Origin of the sequence: Bartonella sp. W8167 (assembly GCF_016100335.1) — a bacterium.
In the GTDB taxonomy this organism is placed as follows: Bacteria; Pseudomonadota; Alphaproteobacteria; order Rhizobiales; family Rhizobiaceae; genus Bartonella; species Bartonella apis.
In genome coordinates this window covers 701,978-724,349 of the sequence record NZ_JACFSQ010000001.1, presented here as the reverse complement: position 1 = coordinate 724,349, position 22,372 = coordinate 701,978, and the positions used below count along the sequence as shown (strand labels likewise).

Annotated in this window: 14 protein-coding genes and 1 tRNA gene; 7 read left to right on the top strand and 8 right to left on the bottom strand. The window is 44.6% G+C overall.

Annotated features, from left to right (window positions below):
• The first annotated feature begins 3 nt into the window (after window positions 1-3).
• Window positions 4-918 carry a phosphodiester glycosidase family protein gene (locus tag H3V12_RS02915; RefSeq protein ID WP_246787474.1) on the top strand — a complete coding sequence of 305 codons (915 nt, stop codon included), beginning with the start codon at window positions 4-6 and terminating at the stop codon, window positions 916-918.
• 60 nt (window positions 919-978) lie between these two features.
• On the opposite strand, the gene glmS is transcribed toward H3V12_RS02915, so the two are convergent.
• From glmS to H3V12_RS02900, 3 genes are all read right to left on the bottom strand, one after another.
• Window positions 979-2,802, bottom strand: coding sequence for a glutamine--fructose-6-phosphate transaminase (isomerizing) (glmS, locus tag H3V12_RS02910; RefSeq protein ID WP_075870642.1), 1,824 nt, complete (start codon window positions 2,800-2,802; stop codon window positions 979-981).
• Window positions 2,803-2,957: 155 nt separating this feature from the next.
• Window positions 2,958-4,313 carry a bifunctional UDP-N-acetylglucosamine diphosphorylase/glucosamine-1-phosphate N-acetyltransferase GlmU gene (gene glmU, locus H3V12_RS02905; protein ID WP_198212678.1) on the bottom strand — a complete coding sequence of 452 codons (1,356 nt, stop codon included), beginning with the start codon at window positions 4,311-4,313 and terminating at the stop codon, window positions 2,958-2,960.
• Window positions 4,314-4,328: 15 nt separating this feature from the next.
• Window positions 4,329-5,117, bottom strand: coding sequence for a cytochrome c biogenesis CcdA family protein (locus H3V12_RS02900; protein WP_075870640.1), 789 nt, complete (start codon window positions 5,115-5,117; stop codon window positions 4,329-4,331).
• Window positions 5,118-5,310: 193 nt separating this feature from the next.
• Between H3V12_RS02900 and mprF the strand changes: the two genes are divergently transcribed.
• Window positions 5,311-7,935 (top strand): bifunctional lysylphosphatidylglycerol flippase/synthetase MprF, encoded by a 2,625-nt coding sequence (mprF, locus tag H3V12_RS02895; protein WP_198212676.1) that lies wholly within the window; start codon window positions 5,311-5,313, stop codon window positions 7,933-7,935.
• Window positions 7,932-9,359 carry a virulence factor family protein gene (locus H3V12_RS02890; protein ID WP_198212674.1) on the top strand — a complete coding sequence of 476 codons (1,428 nt, stop codon included), beginning with the start codon at window positions 7,932-7,934 and terminating at the stop codon, window positions 9,357-9,359. The genes mprF and H3V12_RS02890 overlap by 4 nt, the downstream gene beginning before the upstream one ends.
• 709 nt (window positions 9,360-10,068) lie before the next feature.
• On the opposite strand, the gene H3V12_RS02885 is transcribed toward H3V12_RS02890, so the two are convergent.
• From H3V12_RS02885 to adhP, 4 genes are all read right to left on the bottom strand, one after another.
• Window positions 10,069-10,323 (bottom strand): hypothetical protein, encoded by a 255-nt coding sequence (locus tag H3V12_RS02885; protein WP_075917124.1) that lies wholly within the window; start codon window positions 10,321-10,323, stop codon window positions 10,069-10,071.
• A 61-nt stretch (window positions 10,324-10,384) separates the two neighbouring features.
• A complete protein-coding gene (locus tag H3V12_RS02880; RefSeq protein ID WP_075917226.1) occupies window positions 10,385-10,582 on the bottom strand; it encodes a YbdD/YjiX family protein in 198 nt (65 codons plus the stop codon).
• Window positions 10,583-10,656: 74 nt separating this feature from the next.
• Window positions 10,657-12,702 carry a carbon starvation CstA family protein gene (locus tag H3V12_RS02875; protein WP_198212672.1) on the bottom strand — a complete coding sequence of 682 codons (2,046 nt, stop codon included), beginning with the start codon at window positions 12,700-12,702 and terminating at the stop codon, window positions 10,657-10,659.
• 635 nt (window positions 12,703-13,337) lie between these two features.
• The gene (adhP, locus tag H3V12_RS02870) at window positions 13,338-14,372 is read right to left on the bottom strand and encodes an alcohol dehydrogenase AdhP (RefSeq protein WP_075914604.1); all 1,035 of its coding nucleotides are present in this window, start codon (window positions 14,370-14,372) and stop codon (window positions 13,338-13,340) included.
• Window positions 14,373-15,608: 1,236 nt separating this feature from the next.
• Here adhP and H3V12_RS11315 point away from each other — a divergent pair.
• The 4 genes from H3V12_RS11315 to H3V12_RS02850 all read left to right on the top strand — a co-directional run bounded on the left by H3V12_RS11315 (window position 15,609) and on the right by H3V12_RS02850 (window position 20,641).
• A complete protein-coding gene (locus H3V12_RS11315; protein ID WP_198212670.1) occupies window positions 15,609-17,231 on the top strand; it encodes a c-type cytochrome in 1,623 nt (540 codons plus the stop codon).
• Window positions 17,231-17,896 (top strand): molecular chaperone TorD family protein, encoded by a 666-nt coding sequence (locus H3V12_RS02860; RefSeq protein WP_075870633.1) that lies wholly within the window; start codon window positions 17,231-17,233, stop codon window positions 17,894-17,896. Before H3V12_RS11315 ends, H3V12_RS02860 begins: the two co-directional genes overlap by 1 nt.
• Window positions 17,897-17,905: 9 nt before the next feature.
• On the top strand, window positions 17,906-20,410 hold the full coding sequence (gene torA, locus H3V12_RS02855; protein WP_198212668.1) for a trimethylamine-N-oxide reductase TorA: 2,505 nt from the start codon (window positions 17,906-17,908) through the stop codon (window positions 20,408-20,410).
• A gap of 155 nt (window positions 20,411-20,565) precedes the next feature.
• Window positions 20,566-20,641, top strand: a tRNA-Ala gene (locus H3V12_RS02850).
• A gap of 476 nt (window positions 20,642-21,117) precedes the next feature.
• On the opposite strand, the gene H3V12_RS02845 is transcribed toward H3V12_RS02850, so the two are convergent.
• A complete protein-coding gene (locus tag H3V12_RS02845; RefSeq protein ID WP_198212666.1) occupies window positions 21,118-22,332 on the bottom strand; it encodes a hypothetical protein in 1,215 nt (404 codons plus the stop codon).
• Window positions 22,333-22,372 lie beyond the last annotated feature (40 nt).

The following is a 22,372-nucleotide window of genomic DNA, read 5'->3' as shown; positions in this document are numbered from 1 at the left end:
ATTATGAAAAAGAACCATATCATCACGCCGCTGTTGATAACGCTGACCGGAATATTGGTAACAGTGGGAAGTTTTATGTTTTTCAGGCAAATACCAACGTTAGAAAAGCCTGATAGCACCACCACACATGGTTCCAATCCACCCATTATAATCGAACCACAACAACACGGCCAAAAGACCGAAGAAGCACAAGAACAAACTGCTAAACACAATTTCTGCTACCACCAGAAATTCGAAAACAAGTCTTATATTGTCTGCGAGGTCGATCCGGAAAAATATAATATTTCGCTTTTCCTTGATGACTCAAACGGTCAACCTTTCAAGTATTTTCGCAACGTTGAAAAATATTTACGTGAACAAGGAAAAACGATTGCGTTCGCTGTCAATGGCGGCATGTACCACAAGGATTTTTCGGCGGTCGGACTTTATGTTGAAAACGGCAAAACTATTCATCCCGTTTCGACAAAAGATGGACCCGGAAATTTTCATATGAAGCCTAACGGAATTTTCTTTATCGAAAGGCAAAAAGCCGGTGTTCTGGATACAGACAGATTTCTGAAATCAGAAATCAAACCCGATATCGCTACTCAATCGGGACCAATGCTCGTCATCGAAAATAAGATTCATCCGCGTTTTATTGTCAACTCGCCTTATCTCGAATATCGAAACGGCGTTGGCGTCAGAACAGATGGAACAGTTGTTTTTGTCAACTCTGAAGGACGAGTGAACTTTGATGAATTCGCACGATTTTTTCGTGATGAAATGAAAACCCCGAACGCACTTTTCCTTGATGGATCAATATCAAGCCTCTATGCCCCCGAACTGAAACGTTATGACTGGTGGTACGGACTTGGTCCTATTATCGCTGTCACTATCCCCTTTAAACCACAGGAACAGGTTTTAAAATCAGGAAACTGATATCATTTCTCCTCATAAGCGGGGAGAAATGACTGTTTGTACGTAAATTGAATTCAGGCCTTATTCAACGGTTACCGATTTAGCAAGATTGCGCGGCTGATCGACATCTGTGCCAAGCAACACTGCTGTATGATAAGCAATCAATTGCACCGGAACTGCATAGACAATAGGAGCAATGAATTCCGGAACATCTGGCATAACAATCGTCGACAGACTACTTACTCCAGCTTTAGTGGCACCATCCTTATCCGTAATCAGAATGATCCGGCCACCACGGGCAGCGACTTCCTGCAAATTGGAAACAGTCTTGTCGAACCAACGATCATGTGGTGCAACGACAATAACAGGCATCGTTTCATCAATAAGTGCTATTGGGCCATGTTTCAATTCGCCAGCTGCATAACCTTCAGCATGGATATAGGAAAGCTCTTTAAGCTTGAGCGCACCTTCCAATGCGATTGGATAGGACGTACCGCGACCGATATAAAGGATGTTCTTCACCGTCATTAACTCACGGCATATTTCCTCGATATCACTATCAAGTTTCAGAACATCTGTCACAATCCTTGGAAGTTCTGCAAGTTGCTGAACCATTTTTTGTTCTGTTTTCCGGTCGAGCATTCCACGGTGTTTGGCCGCCGTCAGAACGACCGATGCCAGAGCAGACAACTGACAGGTAAAAGCCTTTGTAGAGGCAACACCGATTTCAGGTCCGGCTAGTGTAGGAAACATAAAATCTGCTTCCCTTGCCATGGTCGATTGCAAAACATTGACCACGGTTGCTGTTTTTATCCCCTTCGCATGACAATATCGCAAAGATGCAAGCGTATCGGCTGTTTCCCCTGACTGCGACACAAACATTGCTAAGGTTTTGTCGGTCATCGGTGGTTCACGATATCTGAATTCGGAAGCAACATCGTTTTCTACAATCAGCCCGCATAATTTTTCAAACCAGTAACGCGCGACCAATGTCGAATAAAAAGCTGTTCCACAACTTGCGAAGATCAAACGGTCAATATTGGCCCAATCTATCGGATTGGCAGCTTCGTTGACCTTGCCAGCACCCAAATCCACATAATGAGCCAGAGTATGTGAAATGACTTCCGGCTGCTCGAACATTTCCTTGTGCATGAAATGGCGATGATTACTTTTCGAAACGAGAAACGCGTTCCCCGAAGATGTCGAAATCTCACGTTCAACAATCTGGTCATCCGCATCATAGATTGTCGCACTGTTGTGGGTGAGAACAACCCAATCACCGTCTTCAAGATAGCAAATCCGATCAGTGAAGGGGGCAAGTGCGATAGCGTCCGAGCCAACAAACATCTCGCCTTTACCGTAACCGATAGCAAGTGGAGGACCAAAGCGCGCCGCGATCATCAGGTCTTCTTCACCTTCAAAAATAAGGGCAACGGCATAGGCACCGCGCAGCCGCTTGAGACTGACGCGCATCGCCTCGACAGGCGTCAATCCACCGTTTATTTCTCTCGTTACCAGATGAGCCAATACCTCAGTATCTGTGTCAGATTCAAAAACGCAACCATCAGCGACAAGCTCGTCACGCAATTCGGCAAAATTTTCGATGATGCCGTTATGGACCACAGCTACCTTGTTAGTCATTTGCGGATGAGCATTACGTTCAACCGGTGCACCATGAGTAGCCCAACGTGTATGGCCGATGCCAATTTCGCCCTTTAATGGGTTTTTTTGTAACTTTTCTTCAAGATTAACGAGTTTTCCGGGGGCTCTCAGACGCCCTAGACGTCCTTGGTAAACGGTAGCGATTCCAGCCGAGTCGTACCCCCGATATTCAAGCCTTTTTAACCCGTCGAGCAACAGAGGTGCCACGTCTCTATGACCAAGGATTCCGATAATTCCACACATATAAAACTTCGCTCCGGGTTAATATTAATTCGATGACTTATAACACGCTGATTAATAATTTATCAGCATCTTTGTTCCCAGCCGTTTCAGTCTCGAATATTTTAGAACGCAAAATCATTCCAAGTTTTTAAATCTTAAAAATGGCATTTTTGCCATTACTCTTTTTTATTTTTTAATGCGGAAAAACGCTTTCTCAAAGCAATCGCGCGTCCTTCCTTGTTTATCTGTCTTGCACGACCAAATGCAACACTGTTTTCGGGAACCTGATCGGTTATTACACTGCCGGAAGCAACGTAAGCCCCGTCGCCAATTTCGACAGGTGCAACTAATGCCGAGTTGGATCCGATAAATGCATTTTCGCCGATAATCGTTTTCCATTTATTGAAGCCATCATAATTACAGGTTATTGTCCCTGCTCCTATATTGGTATGCCCACCAACGACAGCGTCACCGATATAAGTAAGGTGGTTGACTTTCGCACCTTCGCCAATTTTCGCGTTTTTGATTTCACAGAAATTGCCAACCTTTGAAGAATTTTCAAGAATCGCTCCGGGACGCAATCGTGCGTAAGGCCCGATCTCTGATTGCGCTTTGACAATTGCTCCTTCCAAATGGCTGAAACCATGGATGACAACACCTGTCTCCACTTTCACATTAAGGCCAAAAAATACGTTCGGTTCAATAACAACATCCCCTTCGATTGCGGTATCATATGAAAAATACACTGTCTCGGGTCTCAACATAGTTACTCCGGATAGCATAAGCTCTCTTGCTCTGCGTTTTTGCCACAATGCTTCAGCTTCAGAAAGCTCAACACGTGTATTTACGCCTATGACATTCTCAAAGGGGATGGAAATTGCTCTCACTTCAAGCTCGCGGGATACTCCGATCTTCACAATGTCGGTGAGGTAATATTCTTTCTTTGCGTTTTCATTTTTGATTTGCTCAAGCAATGAAAGAGCAAGTTTGCCATTCAACGCCATAACACCACCATTACAGAATTTTATCTTTTTCTGTTCGGTAGTTGCATCTTTTTCTTCAACAATTTCTTGAAGCTTTCCGTCTTTTTCGATCAAACGCCCATAACCTGACGGATTTTCGGTTACAAAACCCATGACAACAATATCGGCACCGTGCGCGAGCTCGTCTCTCGCGCGTTCCAACGACTTCGCTTCGATAAGCGGTGTATCGCCAAAAACAATCAACACATCATCATAATTCTCGCCCAACATCTGACGTGCCGAGAGAACCGCATGTGCTGTTCCAAGACGTTCTTTTTGCAGATAGATATTTGCAGTTTTCGAAAATTCTTTTACAGCCGATGATACGTCATCTGCGCCGCGTCCAACGACAACAGCAATATCACTCTTCCCGATCAATTGAACCTGTCGAACAACATGACAAACGAGCGGTAAGCCCGCTATTTTATGCAGCACTTTTGGCAAAGACGATTTCATCCGTGTGCCTTCACCCGCTGCTAAAATTATTGAAAGACAACTGCGGTCCATCATTTACCTCGTTAATGATTAGAAGAGATTTCGGAAAAAAGACACGATATCCGACCAGCTTAATGCTTCTATACTGCTTAGCGACGGATATTTTTCCAGAAGCCAGAATGAAACATTCTGCATTTCTCCGGTTAAGAACAGAATGCCGGCAATAATAAGCAAAATTCCGATGATTTTTTCGACTTTCCCCAAATGCATTCTGAATGAGCTTAAAAACCACATAAAGAAGTTCGAAAACAACGCAGCCAAAATGAAGGGTATAGCCAATCCGAGCGAATATATGCCTAGAAGAAAAGCTCCTTCACCAACTGATTCTTTAGTTCCGGCGAAAGTTAGAATAGGACCAAGGACCGGCCCCACACAGGGTGTCCATCCAAAAGCGAAAGCCAACCCGATAATATAGGCACCCAAAGGGCCTGCCGGTGTTTTTCGAGTCTGAAAACGAACTTCGCGTGCAAGCAATCCAATTCTGAATACACCTAAGAAATTGAGACCGAAGATTATAATGATAACACCGGCAATCATCGCCAATATATCTCGATATTGTCCGATAAAATGCCCGACTGTACTTGCGGTGGCACCAAGTGCGATAAAAACTGTTGAAAAGCCCAATGAAAAGGCGATTGCGGCAATAAACAATGCTAGACGGACAGGCTGTTTTTTCCGGGTGTCGCTGTTGCGAAAATCTTCAACACTAACACCGGCCATATAACACAGATAAGGAGGTACGAGTGGCAAGACACAAGGCGACAGAAATGAAAGTGCACCACCTAAAAATACCCCGAATGTCGATAATTCTGAAAACAATTGTCTCGTTCCGTAACGTTTGCATCGGTATTATCTTATATTAAGCTCTGTGAAAACCTTCAAGCGTACGAAACTTGCAGTTTTAAAAACCGGTTCATCCACATAAAGATGACAAATTCAATTCGTAAAATTTCACAGATAGTGGTTTAAGTCTGCGACATAACAAACTGATCAATGGTCTAAAAGGATTCACATGACGAGCGAGAATAAACTGGATGAAAATGCGGCTGGTACCACTCCACCAAAAGAGCCGTCGCGTCTTCTACATCTGGCCAAAACTTCTATTGTTCCCTTGTTCGGCCTGTTAATCGCAGCCATTTCCTTCTTTGTTCTATGGGAACTTTTAAAGACCACTTCGAGACATGACACAATTGAAGCTTTCAAAAGCTATACGACTCCCACTTTACTAACCGCGCTATTTTTTACCGCACTGAGTTTTTGCGGCATCGCGCTTTATGACGTTGTGGCCGCGCGCACCATTGCTCCGGGCAAAATTACTATGCCTGTCGCAGCACTCGCAGGATCTGCCGGTTATGCTGTTTCCAATGCACTCGGTTTTTCTTTCCTTACGGGGGGAGCATTACGTTACCGCGTTTATGCTGGTGAAGGTGTGGGACTTGCCGATATCGGACGTATCATAAGCATGTCGTGGTTTTCGATGTGGTTTGCTTTACTCACAGTCATCGGATTTGCACTTGCCTTCGAGCCCGAAAACCTCCCCTTCCTTGGTACGCTCAATTTAACCGGCGACCGAATTGCCGGCTTCGCCATCATCATTCTTTTGGTTGCTCTCATTTTATGGCTTTACGGTGGTGCAAGAGAATTGAAAGTCGGCCCGCTGTCATTGAAACTCCCCGGCTCCCGCGGTGCTTTGATGCAAATTTTTGCGGGTCTTGTTGATATTACGTCGGCATCTGCCACACTTTATGTGCTGATGCCTGCCGATTTGCAAATCGGTTTTCTTGCTTTCAATCTCGTCTTTGCAGTTGCTATTGTTATCGGCGTCGTAAGCCATTCTCCGGGCGGCCTTGGTGCTTTTGAAGCCATTCTGATTGGTGGACTTGGACTTGCCGGAAATGCACAAGGTGTGGCTGCTCTTTTAACTTACCGATTGATTTACACCATTTTGCCACTCGTTATTGCAATTATCGGCATTGCATTCTGGGAAATGTTCAGGCAACGCAAGCGGGTCTCGGCACGCGCTGCCCAGGTATCACGCATTATCGAACCGATGATACCTTTTACTTCTGCCGGCCTTACTTTTCTTGCCGGTGTTGTGATGTTGATATCGGTTGTTACACCGGGGCGCCGGATAAGGCTTGACGTCCTTTCCGACATATTGCCCCTGATATTTATAGAGACATCGAATCTCGCTGCCAGTCTCATTGGTGTGACGCTTCTCGTTGTTTCATACGGATTGGCGCGACGCCTCGTCAATGCATGGTTTGTTACTATTTTCCTATTGCTGGCAGGTGCGGTTTTCTGTCTGACCAAAGGACTCGATTGGGAAGAAGCAACTATTCTGTGCGTGTTTGCTTTGATTCTATGGGGGTTCAAGCGCTCGTTTTATCGTCGGCCATTAAATAATGGTTTGACTATCAGTTGGGGCTGGCTTGCCAGTATTGCAGCTTTTGTATGTGCTGTCATATGGCTCGGCTTTTTTGTTTACCGCCACGTCGAATATTCAAATGAATTATGGTGGAGCTTTGCATGGAACGCCAATGCGCCGCGTTTCCTAAGAGCAAGCGTAGTTATATTTTCGGTTGTATTTATCGTAGCTCTCTACAACATTATCCATAGGCCGCTGCGCAAGCGCTCTAAACGCGAAACGGCAATTCCCGAGTGCATACCGGAACTTGTTGCCCAATCTCCATTGTCGGATACGGCTTTGGCTCTTTTGGGCGACAAACAATTTCTGATTTCGCCAAATAAAGATGGTTTCATTATGTACAGCAAATCAGGTGGTAGCCTGATTGCTTTAGGCGAACCGGTCAGCAACGACGAGAAAGTTTTTAGCGATCTTGCCTGGGAGTTTCGAAAACACGCAGATGATGCGGCATTACGGACCGTTTTTTATGGCGTGGGGCCAAGTCACTTACCGCTCTATCTTGATATGGGGTTGACAGCTATCAAACTGGGTGAGGTGGCAAAAGTTCACCTACCGGATTTTTCGCTTGAGGGGCCGAAACGTCAACCTTTCCGTTATGCCGAACGTAAAGCTGCGCGTGAAGGTCTCGTGTTTTCCATTATTCCGGCAAACGAGGTGGGCAATCATCTGGTCGCACTTCGCCATGTGTCTGATACCTGGCTTGCTTCCAAATCGGGTGCCGAAAAACGCTTTTCTATCGGTTATTTCAATGAAGAATTTTTAAAGCGTTATGATGTTGCAGTTATGACAAAAGATAATCAGATAGTCGCATTTGCAAATGTTTGGAAAAGCGGGAATCATAACGAAATAACTGTCGATATGATGCGTTATCTTCCTAATGTATCCAAAGTGATGATGGACGCATTATTCGCTAATCTGTTGCTTTACGGAAAGGAACAGGGTTTTCAATGGTTTAATCTGGGCGCGGCTCCCTTAGCCGGTCTATCGACAAATAGGCTTGCTGCCCGTTGGCAACGCATAGGATCGTTCATTTATCGCAGGGGGCGCGATCTATATCATTTCGACGGCTTGAAAGCTTTCAAAGATAAATTCGATCCTGTTTGGTCTCCACATTACCTCATTTGTCCGGGAGGATTCGAAACGGCAAAAGTTCTTTTTGATGTTACAACACTGATAAACGGCAACCCTCTGGAGTTCTTACGCAAATGACAATCAGACGTATACTTTTACTGGTCTTGGCGGTTATAGTCGTTGCAGCAGCAACATATGGCATTCTTCACCGTGGGAAAATCAACCGTTTATGGGCAAGTTTCATTGGCTCCACTGCACCGGTTGTTTACGCTGAAGGTGAACGCTTTACCGATATTCCGGTATATCTTCCGCAAGGGGAAATCCGGGGACTTGCTGTCGTCGTTTCGGATGCAGGAGGTCCAAAAACCCGTGAAGCCGATATAACGGCTGCACTTTTGAAGAGAAATCTCATCGTCGCATCGGTCAATTTTGACCGCTGGCGGGAAGAACTTGATAAAGAAGATGGCGATTGCGTCTACCTCGTGTCCGATTTGGAAGCATTATCGAAAGACATCCTTCGTCGTTTGGATCTCGACGTGTATTTTCACCCCGTCGTCGTAGGAATCGGTGAAGGGGGAATAGTATCCTACGCTGCCGCCGCTGACTCTCCGGAAAATACGTTGGCCGGAACGGTTGTCATTGATCCCTCCCAATCTTCGCACACACGTTTACCTTCCTGCACGGAAGCCGCAGACGCCACCAAGATGCCCGACGGAGGTTACAGTTACGAAATTGGGGCGAAAGTCCCCTCACCTGTGACAATAATAACAAACAAGCTCGAAGCAAACGATGTAAAGCAAGCAGCACGCGATAAAATCGCCGCTATTGTCAATGATCCGGCTTTTGAAACGAGAGTTAAGATCACTGTCGATACAGCACTCGACTATGCTATTCGTGATGCGGCAAACGCTGATTTGCCTATTGTTGACATGCCTTCCAAAAATCCGGCAAAAGCTCTCGTTATTTTCTTTTCCGGCGATGGCGGCTGGCGTGATATCGATATGGAAATCGGCGACTTGTTGCAAAGTGAAGACATCCATGTCATCGGCATTGATTCACTGCGTTATTTTTGGAGTACACGCACTCCTGAAGAAATCGCCAAGGATATCGAACAACTTGTTCAGGAGGCGGATCCTCAACAACGCTTGCCTGTTGCGCTTTTTGGCTATTCTTTTGGTGCCGATGTATTGCCTTTCGCATGGGAAGTCCTTGATAACTCGGTGAAAGATCAAACTGTCATGATTGCCTTGATGGGACTATCCAAAACTGCAGATTTCCAAATCTCGATTGATGGATGGCTTGGTGGGGCTGGTGACACGCCGGTTCTTGATCAGATGCAATATGTACCTGCAGAGAAAACAGTGTGCGTTTACGGCGAAGACGAAGATGATACGGCCTGTACCGATGAAGCTTTGGACCGCATGCAACGTCTCAAACTTCCTGGTGGACACCATTTTGATGAAGACTATAAAAGTCTCGCAAGATCTCTCCATACAATTTTGATCAATAAAATAAAATCGAACAAAAACGCTACAAAGTCGCCGGATGAAGCGAAGGAATAGTATCGGCATAAAAATTTAAAATGCGACAATGCTTATGACCACTTATGAGATGTCAGTTGCAACATTTTCGCTGGTTTCGTTTATGAGTTTCGGGAGCCTGTTTTTTTGATGGATGATTGAGAAGCGACTTCCGAAACCTCAGGCGATTGAAACGTTGTTCTAGTACGCCGATAAACTGTCAGATTACCGACATTGATATGGTATCGGCTTTTTCGAGTTTTTCGATATTTACAATCAGGCTATTCGCAATGATTGTTACAGCAATTTAAAAAGCCTTTGAAGTTCTTCTAGACTGCCGTTAGCAACGTTAACCTGGTATTCCAATTGAAAGAACGACGGAGGGTTGTTCGTCTCAAAAACGACAGCATACGCTTCTCATTTTGGGCAGCTCTATAATGCAGACAAACGCCTGTGAATACCCAATTTTTGATAGTTTTTTAATGTGCCCCTTCAGGTGCATTCCGTTACCAGCATATTCCTCGTCATTGATCAAATATGAACGCTAAAGCAATTCCCAATTTTATTGTCTATTTTTGTTAGTTAATATCAATTTCAACGCAGAATTTTTTGGTAGATCCAGAGGGAACAATTAAACCAACTGTCTTTTTCGTATGTACAATCGTTGACATTTTTAAACCGAACGGACTTCAAAAAACAATACGACAATCAAAAGCGATATCCATATAAAGGCCGGAAGAGGCGGGTTCCCTTACCGGCAATGATACGGGCTTTCACTCTTCAATTCCTGATTAGTATTGCTGTCGCGGATACGAATGACTGCACCGGGGTAAACCGAACACATGCTATTTCTTACAGTGTATATCCCTGATCCCTCGGCATATAAGTCAAGTTTTGTATTGATCGGCTTGCCATCTTTGTCTTCAACTGTAATCCGATAGGAACCATGTAACGTCAAACATCCTGTGAGCATTACCAAGCTCGTCAACAAAACTTTCTTCCACATATCATCCTCCACGTGGATAAAACTGATTACACTTACCCAATTATTCTACGATTTCGTTCGGTCAACAGCATTTAAAGCCACCCTTCCCTCCATATCTTGCTTCCTGACGTTCACGAAAAAATTCGTTATAAGACATCGGTCGTTGATCCGGATGAACCGATTTCATATGGCAAACGTAAGTATCATAATCCGGCACCCCGACCATGAGCTTTGCTGTTTTGCCGAGAAATTTCCCGACATTTAAAAAATTCAAGCACATAACCAAATTCCTTTACGTAGACTATAAACTGTTTCCTAAAATCCCTTAGACTTTTACTTTCCGAAGCGTTCCAATCACTTGATTTCGACCGGTTTTGTTGGAAATGGTTCATAGGGCAATTCATTGACGATAGGTTTATCGGATTTTAGCGCGTTTAACGCTGATCTAATGGCAAAGAACGTTAAAGCCAGAACGACGAGCATGAATAAAGCCGTTAAAACACCATTTATATAATTACCAAGTGCTAACTGGCTATTTGGTGCTTTGCTCGCGGCAACAAAAAAGCTGAGTTTTGCATCAAATACCTTTTGCCAACCGGCTGTCATTGTACAAACAAACAACCATGCGGAAGGCAGAATTGCTACCCACGCATAACGTTGTTGTTTCATCTTGAACAAAACAACCGTACACAGAAGTAAAGCCACAGCCGCAAGCATCTGGTTTGCTATGCCAAACAACGGCCAAAGCGAATATATGCCGCCTTTCGGATCAACAGCTCCCTGATATACGAAATACCCCCACATCAAGACAACGAGCGCGGTAGCAACAAGGTTGGCAAAAAGATTATCGGTTTTGCGCATATGCGGAAATGCAATGCCCATCAGGTCTTGAAGCATAAAACGAGCTGAACGCGTACCGGCATCGACAGCTGTAAGAATGAACAATGCTTCGAACAAAATGGCAAAATGGTACCAGAAGGACATACTCATCCAGCCACCTAATGCATTGTGCAAAATATGCGCCATTCCAACCGCCAGCGTTGGTGCGCCGCCCGTTTTTGCAACAATAGATTTTTCGCCGACTTCATGAGCAATATTGGTGAGCATGTCCGGAGTTACTTGAAAGCCCCATCCGGAGACAACCGTTGCAGCAGATTGAACAAGGTCTCCCGTTCCTGATGGAAGAAGGACACTCAACGGTGCGTTCATCGAAAAATATACACCCGGATTGATCACACTTGCCGCGATCAACGCCATAATGGCGACAAAGGATTCCATCAACATGCCACCATAACCAATGAAGCAGGCTTGGTCTTCATTAGCCAACATTTTGGGTGTGGTTCCCGAGGAAATAAGTGCGTGAAAACCCGAAACAGCACCGCAGGCAATGGTAATGAACAAAAATGGAAAGAGGTTTCCACCCCATACGGGTCCGCTACCATCCACATATTTGGTGAGAGACGGCATTTCCAACATCGGTCGTACCGCTATTATTCCCACTGCCAAGGCAACAATCGTTCCGATTTTAAGAAAAGTAGACAAATAATCACGCGGAGCAAGCAATAGCCAGACCGGCAAAACCGCCGCAATAAACCCGTAAATTATTATGAAGAGGGTTAACGTTGTTGCTTCATACGTAAACCAGCTTGCATAGGTACTATCTTTTATCCAACCGCCTGAAACGATTCCGAACAATAAAAGCACCAAGCCGATTATTGACACTTCACCAATTCGTCCCGGACGAAAATAGCGTAAATAGACCCCCATAAAAAAAGCCAGCGGGATTGTAAAACCAACGGTATAAGTGCCCCAAGGGCTTCCCGCCAACGCCTTGACAACAACCATTGCCAAAACGCCGAGAATGATAATCATAATCATGAAACAGGCAATCAGAGCAATCACACCAGCGACGTTACCCATTTCTTCACGAACAAGTTCACCCAGTGAACGCCCGTCATGGCGTGTCGATATAAACAACACCATAAAATCTTGTACGGCTCCGGCAAGAACGCAGCCGGCTAAAATCCATAAGAGGCCTGGTAAATAGCCCATTTGTGCGGCAAGTACCGGACCAACGAGTGGTCCGGCACCAGCAATAGCGGCAAAATGATGCCCAAAAAGAATTTTTTCGTCCGTTGGTACATAATCAAGACCGTCGTTACGACGGTAAGCCGGCGTCATCCGCGTATTATCGGCTTTCAGCACAATATTGGAAATAAAAAGCCCGTAAATGCGATAAGAAACAAGATAGACACAGACCGCTGCAACGACGATCCACATCGCGTTAATCGTTTCGCCTCGTTCGAGTGCTATATATCCTAATGAAAAAGCACCCAATATCGCCAACGAAATTAATATGATTGTCTGTCTGAACGACAACGGAATTCTTTTGGTGGCCATATTCCCCTCCTCCGGTAAATATTCCTGCCAGAAATAAGCTGCTCTTTGCTACCTCCACTGCAAACAAAAAGCATCCGATTATTTATTATTAACCGGATAGATTTGTCTACAGTATTGACGAAAACAAAAATTTTACCTGTGAATAATATCAAAAGGCCAGTTATACTTTCGGTTATTATCTATCACCCGGTTAAACCGGATTTTCCGTGCCCGATACGACGATGACTAATGGCAAAATCTTATTTTCAATACGCCATTCATCGGGAAATTATCTCTGATAAGCCGTTTTAAAATCTGCTGAAATTCATTCCGAATTAGCGGTCGTGGGGCATCTTTCAGCCCTGACATGAAACTCTTGAAGATAAATAAATATTGCGATTTCGGATATTGAAACTATTTTACCAGTTAGATGCTACGGTTTTAATTAACGAGCGAAATATAGTATGCATCACTAAAATGGACGGTGCCAGTACCGCTCTACCCGCTTCTTCAGCGGTTATAAATTTTTATAATCGAACGGGAAAAATCGGGAGAGTTCGTCGGTACCAACATTTTTTTAAACCAACGAGAGTTTTTAAAAAAACGGGCCCAAAAAATCAGGCCCGTAAAATTTTGATATCGAAATTTTTTAAGTTTTATTTTGTCATATCAAGGACCACACGTCCCTCGATCTTTCCTGCCATCATATCATCAAAGATGTGATTGATGTCAGAAAGTTTATCAGTCGAAATATGCGATTTGACCTTACCCGCAGCTGCGAAATCCAGAGCTTCCTGTAAATCAAGTCGAGTGCCGACGATTGACCCGCGAAGGGTTACACCATTGAGCACCATATTGAAAATCGAGACGGGGAAACTACCAGCCGGAAGGCCGTTCATCGCCAGTGTTCCGCCACGCCGGACCATGCCCAAAGCTTGTTCAAAAGCCTTTGGTGATGCAGCCGTAACAACCATACCGTGAACGCCACCGTCGGTCAGTTTACGCAATTCGGCAGTCGGATCACTATATTTTGTCACATTGATGCCGATATCGGCACCCAGCTCTTTGGCAAGTTCTATCTTGTCATCGGCTACGTCGATTGCTGCAACGTTGAATCCCATAGCTTTGGCATATTGGACAGCTAAATGTCCAAGGCCACCAATTCCCGAAATTCCTACCCAATTGCCAGCCTTGGCATCGGTAACTTTCAAACCTTTATATACAGTGACGCCGGCACACAGGATCGGGGCAATTTCATTAAACCCGATATCCTTCGGTAAATGTCCGACGTAATTCGGATCGGCAACGACGTAATCGGCAAAAGCACCATTAACCGAATAACCTGTATTTAGCTGATTTTCACAAAGGGTTTCCCAACCGGCAAGGCAGTGTGAACAACATCCACATGCCGTATAAAGCCATGGCACGCCAACCCTGTCGCCTTCTTTTACATGTTTGACTCCTCGGCCAACTGCAGAAACATAGCCTACCCCCTCATGCCCCGGAATAAACGGAGGATTCGGTTTTACGGGCCAGTCGCCATGTGCGGCATGTAAATCTGTGTGACATACGCCGCATGCCTGGACACTCACCTGGATCATTCCGTCCCCGGGTTCGGGAATCGGTACTTCATCAATGGTAAGGGGCTTTCCAAATTCACGCACAACCGCGGCTTGCATCGTCTTTGCCATGATGGTCTCCTTCATTGGCTAGGAACACATGAATATTTTCCGAACTCGTTCAGATGGTCCACGCATTCCAACAGTGGTTTTTTGACGAATTTTACAGTGGGCGCCCGAAAGCGCACCCTTCGAGATATGGATTGTTTTTGTAATCAAACAAGTTGTTTTTTTGATTATTTCGAACTTATTATCGAAAATATATATTGGAATTTGTATTGATAAAAATATAACTGCCACCTCAATCATACTGTTATATTTTTAACTTTTCTATATTGTTTCGTTTATGAAAAAAAGGCGAATGCATACCTAAAATTATTGAATTTTCAAAATTTATCAATTGTTGAAAATAAATTTTTTAATAATCCGGACAACTTATGTTCCGGATCATGATCCGAAATATTTTTTTGGTCAAAATAATCTTTGGCTGACTTTTATACACTCTACGGTTGATTGACTGATACTTTCAAACAGCCAGCTATTTTAATTATTCCCTCTTTTCATGAAATCAAAAAACCCGAGGTTACCGACAAAATGTTCCCTCACACTCAGCGTAGCTCGACCAAATTTTTGAAGTTTTTTTAAGATGTCTACATCCGGATGATCGCGTATCCGACCGTATGAACGGGATTATCAGATGAGAGGGCGATGTTGAACGAACCTTAAATTGGTGAGTAGCCATGATTTCTCCACCATTACCGAAGTTTTATGCAAAAAGGGATGAGAATAATAACGGCACCGAATTAAAGACAGATAGACCGGTCACTTCTCATAGGCATTCCAAGCAAATGACGGACAATAACCATGACAGTATAATTTAGAAAACAAACCATGCTGAGCATAACTGATTGATATTCGCTATGCGGATTTTACCGATACCAAAATTATGAGGTCGGAATCAGTAAAAATAAATGATGTTAAAAAACTTGTGCTTAAAAATCAGCTTTTCCGATTTTTCTTGTTGTGAAAATTATTAATGTACCAAAATTGGATACCTTCGTTACACATTTTTTGGTAATTGATAATTGTTGACTCACAACTTGCTGTTTTTTCAGCGTATTTTAATTTTTTTATTTTTTTGGGAAAAATTTTTTCTGTCACGAAATAGTGATATTTTGCAACTATAAATAGTTCGTTGCGTTTATGTAACGCAAACCGGAGTGCTTGCCTGTTTTGGAGGTAGAAACAGGATTAAAGGTCACGAAGAGAGAAATTGAATATAATGTTGTATAGAAGGATGCCAAAAATATGAAACGGCTAACCCGATGGTTTTTGGTCCTTGTTGTAATAGGGATCGTAGGTTTTTTTGTCCTTACCTCCCCGATCACTTGGTCACTTACTCATCCCACACGAGACGTTGCTGACAATTCTGCGCCGGATTTGGAAAATGGGCGCATTGTGTTTGTCGCCAGTGACTGCTCGACTTGCCATGCTTCGCCCAATCAGGATAACCCGTTAAAACTGGGTGGCGGGCGTGCATTGGACACAGAATTCGGGCGTTTTTATATGCCTAATATTTCGTCGGATAAAAAGGACGGCATTGGTAACTGGACGCTTGAACAGTTCACTAAAGCGGTCCGTGAAGGTGTAGGGCCGAATGGCATCATGCCCGATGGACAAAACCTTTATCCGGCATTTCCATACACGTCATATCAGCGTTTGACAGCAAATGACGTTCGCGATCTTTTTGCCTACATCAAATCGCTCGAACCTGTGCAAGGTGTTGCACCTGATCATGATTTAAAATTCCCGTTCAATATGCGTCGCGGCATTGGTGTTTGGCGCCTGGCTTTTCTTGATGGCAAACCGTTGTCACCAATGAAAGTTACTCCGACCACTGACACGAAAGACACTAAAGATGAACAGGCTCTTCTTGAGCGTGGACGTTATCTGGTTGAAGGTGCCGGACATTGTGCAGAATGCCATTCGACACGTAATTTTATCGGCGTGATAAAGAGCAATCTGCGTTATGGCGGCGGTTCTACTCCTGATGGTAAAGGGCATTTCCCGAACATCAGTCAGGATGATACAGGCATTAAATTCTGGGCTGAAAATTCGATTTTCAACTATTTGAAAACCGGTCAAAGCCCGATTAACAAAATCGCCGGTGGTGATATGGCGGAAGTCATCAAAAATACGAAACAACTTCCTGACGGGGATCTTCGTGCTATGGCTGCTTATATCAAAACATTGCCGGGTGTTGATCTGCCGGCTCCCGGACAGCCTGAATCCAACCATACTTCAAAGCTTGTTATGCTACCCACGACAAACAAACTTGATGTTACTTTGCCGACATCGACAGATAGCGCGGTTAAAGGTGCAGACACACTATATGCAGTCTACACAAAACCGTTCTATATTGACGAAAATGGTTCAGGGGACGAGGACGGTAAACTTCTGGCCGCAGCAAAACTTGCCGTGCTCGACCACAAAGGCGATAAGCTGAAAGTTCGCCTTGACGGTTGGCAAATGGCTGGCGCCCCCTCGGTTGTCTATGCTTTACAGGGCCAACGCATTATGTATGCGGTGTTGGGTGACAAAGCGATGGCGTCCTACAAGCTTGGAAAAGCCGTTGTAGATCCCGAGACAAAGCAAACGTGGTACCCTGTCAGTGTCGAACTGTGGACAAGTGACAAGGATGTCAACGTTTCGATCGGTGATATGTGGTCTTACACGTCGGATCTTTTCAGTGCGACGTGTAGCGTTTGCCATTCACTACCTGAACCTGGGCATTTGCTTGCCAACCAGTGGATCGGTAATCTCAATGCAATGAAGCGCTATACTTCATTGACTCCCGATCAATACCGGTTGCTCCTAAGCTATCTTCAGAACCATTCAAAAGACGTGAATGAAGATCAAGAGGTACACTAATGGCTGTTGCTCAATCAGAAACGTCGTCGGTCGAAAATCGACAAATATCCACTCAAGAAGATCAGGCTCAGGCCACAATTATCGACTGGTTTGCCCAGTTGTTTATTGCACCGCCCGGCATCGAAACAGTTGAGAAATGTCGTTCACTTCCCGTTATGACTTTTCTGGGCGAATTTGGTGAAGAGCTTCAAGCTGTTGAATTGACAACAATGATTGCGGATTTTTTCCGCAATCATTCGGTCGAAGAGCTCAACCACCTTCTTTCGCAACAATACATAAGTTTGTTTGATGGCGCTTCCGGACCTCTTTCGGTTCCTCCCTATGAAAGCTATTATCGGGATGAAAATGGAAGATTGTTTCAAGCGCCTTATGTTGAAATGTTGGATGTGCTGACGAAACTTGACGTTTCGGTAAAGTCTTCCTGCAAGGAACCGGCCGATCATATAGCTTTGGAATTGGCCGCTTTGGCCGAAGCTTTTCGCCAACATGACACGGATGCCATTGCCGACATGATAGCACGTCTGGCTTTATGGCTACCTGAAATGAATGCAGCGCTGGGTAAAGTGGCCAGTCACAGTCTCTATGCCCATTTGGTCGAGTTGCTTATTATTTATCTTTCGTCTTTTAGTCGCCTCTTTGGCAACCAAGACAACATTAAACACTAGGAGAATGCGATGTCATTCGACAAAACAAAAATTACCCTACCGGAAATGAACCGCCGTTCATTTCTTAAAAGTAGTGCTATGTTGACCATGGTCGGTGCCGCGAGCGGTTCACTTCTCAGCCGCGGTGCACAGGCTCAATCAGCCTCCAAATTGACTATGTCCGGCAGTCACTGGGGTGTTTTCCGCGGTCGTGTTGACCATGGCCGTTTGGTTGAAGTTACACCTTGGGAACATGACCCGCATCCAACGCCAATGTTGGAAGGTATGATGGATTCTATCTATTCACCTTCACGTATTAAATATCCGATGGTTCGTCGTGCCTGGCTCGAAAAAGGTCCGGGTGCCGATCCTGAAGGGCGTGGGACAGGTGACTTCGTTCGCGTAAGCTGGGATAAGGCTATTGACCTTGTTGCCGGCGAATTAACCCGCGTTCGTAAGAAATACGGCTCTAACGGAATTTTCGGCGGTTCATACGGCTGGAAAAGCGTTGGCAAGTTCCACAACTGCCGTACATTGTTGCGCAGAATGTTGAAGACGACTGGCGGCTTTGTAAACTCGCTCGGCGATTATTCAACCGGTGCTGCTCAGGTTATTTTGCCCCACGTTGTCGGGTCTCTTGAAGTTTATGAACAGTGCACATCATGGGACGTTGTACGAGATAATACCAAGACGCTCGTATTCTGGGGATGTAATCCGGTGAATACGGACCAGATTGGTTGGTTGATTGCCGACCATGGCGCATTTGTTGGTCTTGAAGAAGTCAAGAAAGCCGGTATCCGCGTTATTTGTATTGATCCTATCAAAACAGAAACCTGCCAATATCTTAACGGCGAGTGGCTAGCTCCCCGCCCGCAAACCGACGTTGCCATGATGCTTGGTATTGCCCATACACTCTACGCAGAAAAGCTTCATGACGAAGATTTTCTGAAAAAATATACCGTCGGTTTTGATAAATTCCTCGCCTATCTGATTGGCGAAGAAGATGGTACTCCGAAAACGGCCGAATGGGCATCGAAAATTTGTGGTATTGATGCCGACATAATCAAACAACTTGCTCGCGATTTTGCCAAAAACCGCACAATGATTGCTGCCGGTTGGTCTATCCAGCGTCAGCATCATGGCGAACAAGCCCACTGGATGTTGGTCACCCTCTGCTCGATGCTTGGACAAATCGGTTTGCCTGGTGGCGGATTTGGTTTCTCCTATCACTATTGCAGTGGTGGCTCACCGACTGCAACAGGCCCAATTCTCGGTGGTATCACTGACGGTCCGGCTGCTAGTGAAGCAGAATTGCCCGCAGGCTGCCATGTCGGGGCGACAAATTCGGCCTGCCAGCCAAAATCGAACTCGATTCCGGTTTGCCGCCTCGTTGAAGCGCTGCTCCATCCGGGCAGAACCATAAAATATAACGGATCCGACATTGTCTTGCCTGAAATTCATATGGTTTACTGGGCTGGTGGTAATCCGTTCTCGCACCAACAGAACCGCAACGAAATGGTCGAAGCCTGGAAAAAACTCGACACATTTGTGGTCCATGACTTCCAATGGACTGCATCGGCACGTCATGCGGACATCGTTTTGCCTGTTACAACCTCTTACGAGCGCAATGACATTGAGCAAATGGGCGATTATGCATTGAGCCACATTGTTCCTATGAAGAAACTTGTCGAGCCAATGTATGAGTCACGCTCCGATTTCGACATTTTCAGCGATATCTGTGAACGTCTTGGTAAACGTGATGAATATACCCAGGGCATGAACGAAATGGACTGGATCAAGAGCTTCTATGAGTCAGCCCGTCTTGAATCTCGTGCCAAAGGCATGGAGATGCCGGTATTTGACACTTTCTGGCAGAGCGAGGAAGCACTCGGTTTCCCTGTAAAGGAAGCACAAAAACAGTTTGTCCGTTATGCCGATTTCCGTGAGGATCCGCTGCTCAATGCTTTGGGGACGCCTTCCGGAAAAATCGAAATCTACTCGCTTAATATCGAGAAGATGCATTATGACGATTGTCCGCCCCACCCCACATGGATGGAGCCGATTGAACGTCTTGATGGACCGACAACAAAATATCCGCTTCACATTGCATCCAATCACCCGATTTATCGTCTTCACTCACAATTGTGCGGTACTAAATTGAGAGAAAAATATGCAATAGGTGGACGCGAACCGTGCTGGATCAACCCGAAAGATGCAGAAGCACGTGGTTTGAAAGATGGCGACATTGCTCGTGCCTATAATGATCGCGGACAGATTTTGGTCGGCATCAAAGTAACCGACGTTATCCGCCCCGGCGTTATCCGTATCAATGAAGGCGGCTGGTATGATCCGGTAAATCCGAGAGAGCCCCATTCGCTCTGTCGATACGGCGATGTTAACAACCTGACGACCAGTGTATCGACTTCAAAATTGGCTCAGGCGAATTGTGGTCAAACTGCTGTAGTAGAAATCGAAAAATTCACCGGTACACTTCCTCCGGTTGAAGTCTTCGTTGAGCCACGTAAAGCAGGCTGAATGCGATAAAAATAAAAGGAGGCGAATTTCGCCTCCTTTTTTGTTTGTTTTTAAAGAATTAAGACGATAATTTAACTGAATTGAAAATCGCTCTTGATCTTCTAGGCGTTGCACTTTAATACCGCCTACAATGTAATGGACGTTCCATTCGCCAAGGGGCTATAGCTCAGCTGGGAGAGCGCTTGCATCGCACGCAAGAGGCCAGCGGTTCGATTCCGCTTAGCTCCACCAATTCCCTCTCTACTTTCTGAACAACAATATTGAGCCGATAGGATTAATCGGATTGAGCGATTCTGCCGGAATCTAAATCAATAATGGGTATCGGTTTGAGAATAAAACGGCAAATGGATTGCTAGCGAAAAACATAGGTCGAGCACATAATCAGTAAAATCCATTTTCTGTAAAAGTTTTGCGAATTCAATTTTTTAAAATTTTTTGTACGCTTGAATTGCTCGTTCATCGTTTAATTATTGGCGCTAAAGATTTTCAGAAAAATTTACACGCATCCAAAATAGATGACGTTCAATATCGATGGAAATTTTTCCTACTTCATTTACGTCTTCAGTCAACAACCGTCTATTTCAATGAAAGCAAGCCGACACAATTTGATATATAAAATTCTCTCCGGCTTAAAATCGAAAGTGCAAAACAGAAATTGTCTGAGGCTTAATCCATCAATCGTATAATGGTCTATTTTCCGTTCTTGGCTATTTATTTGCCGAAATTGCAAGGTTAAGCTCGCGCACGAATTCTTTCGGACTAAGCTTTCCTGATATGGCAAGCATAATGACGGGTAATTTGTCCATTGGAGTTGATGAAATTTCCAATGAACGGGGTGTGTCCAGATAGGCTGTTACGGCTTTTTGGGCTTCATTTTCAAAATTCGTGCCCTTTGCAAAAGAAAGCCAGCCCGGAAGCCCCGTTTTCCATTTTGCTTTAAGCGCATCAGCACTTATTCCCAATCTCTTTGCTTCGGTATTAACAAGCTTTTGCGTAATGGAGTGGTCTTCAAACTTTAATTTACCACCATAAAAATTATAACGCTGAACTTGAGCAAGCATACCTAGCCACATTTGGGTAGACTTGATATGACCGCGTTCATTTTCGCGTTGAAGTGTGACAACGGTTAAAAGTGAGTCAAGTGTCATACCATCCATTTTCAGGCTGACGTCGAGCACTCCACCTTTATCAAGCACAAGATGGAAATGTTTCAAATCCATCATAGCAAGATAACCACCATATGCCCCCGAGATATCCAATCGCCCGGTCGCATTTTTATATCCCATTGCAATAAAGTCTTTTTTAGTCGAACCATCCGGAAAATTATCGACAAAAACAGTTATTTTCTTGATATTGATTGTAAAATCTATAGGGTTTTCGCGAATAGAGGGATGAAGAGAAACCGAGCCTTTTTCCAGCATAGCCAAACGTTTTTTGGCGTTGTCCTGCAATTCCAACTTGTTGAATTGACCATTCTGATACCGGAAACCGATATTCTGGTTATAAAGGCCTTTGTTCGGAGGTAGTGTCACATTGCTAAAGGTGACATTGGCAACTTTAATCGTGTTTCCTTCGTAAACATAGGAAATTTGGGGTATTGCTACTTTTTCAATGGAATAACCGCCATGGTCTTCTTCCTTGATACCAGAAAATTCCACTTTACCCAATGATGTATCGGGTGAAATCGGTGTACCTGTTATCCGGACATTATCAAGTGTAAGATGATCACCGTCGCCAAGCACGTTGCCATAGGAAACAGTAACAGATTTTCCGAAAGATTCCGAAAAACGTTTAACAAAAGCATCGTTGTCAATTGCATAAGCCGATGGTGCAGCAATTGAGGTGGCGACTATAAGCACGAGCGTAAGTGGAAGTAGCCGGTATAGTCTTAAAAACACTTTAATGAAACAGACCAATTGCAAAGAAACGAAACCTCTTGCATTTATTTTTAATCATTGTACG

Coding starts and splice junctions, on each gene's coding strand:
- H3V12_RS02875 (WP_198212672.1), bottom strand. CDS start 12,702: ATGGCCACCAAAAGAATTCCGTTGTCGTTCAGACAGACAATCATATTA.
- glmU (WP_198212678.1), bottom strand. CDS start 4,313: ATGATGGACCGCAGTTGTCTTTCAATAATTTTAGCAGCGGGTGAAGGC.
- H3V12_RS02890 (WP_198212674.1), top strand. CDS start 7,932: ATGACAATCAGACGTATACTTTTACTGGTCTTGGCGGTTATAGTCGTT.
- mprF (WP_198212676.1), top strand. CDS start 5,311: ATGACGAGCGAGAATAAACTGGATGAAAATGCGGCTGGTACCACTCCA.
- H3V12_RS02885 (WP_075917124.1), bottom strand. CDS start 10,323: ATGTGGAAGAAAGTTTTGTTGACGAGCTTGGTAATGCTCACAGGATGT.
- H3V12_RS02860 (WP_075870633.1), top strand. CDS start 17,231: ATGGCTGTTGCTCAATCAGAAACGTCGTCGGTCGAAAATCGACAAATA.
- glmS (WP_075870642.1), bottom strand. CDS start 2,802: ATGTGTGGAATTATCGGAATCCTTGGTCATAGAGACGTGGCACCTCTG.
- H3V12_RS11315 (WP_198212670.1), top strand. CDS start 15,609: ATGAAACGGCTAACCCGATGGTTTTTGGTCCTTGTTGTAATAGGGATC.
- adhP (WP_075914604.1), bottom strand. CDS start 14,372: ATGGCAAAGACGATGCAAGCCGCGGTTGTGCGTGAATTTGGAAAGCCC.
- H3V12_RS02880 (WP_075917226.1), bottom strand. CDS start 10,582: ATGTGCTTGAATTTTTTAAATGTCGGGAAATTTCTCGGCAAAACAGCA.
- torA (WP_198212668.1), top strand. CDS start 17,906: ATGTCATTCGACAAAACAAAAATTACCCTACCGGAAATGAACCGCCGT.
- H3V12_RS02915 (WP_246787474.1), top strand. CDS start 4: ATGAAAAAGAACCATATCATCACGCCGCTGTTGATAACGCTGACCGGA.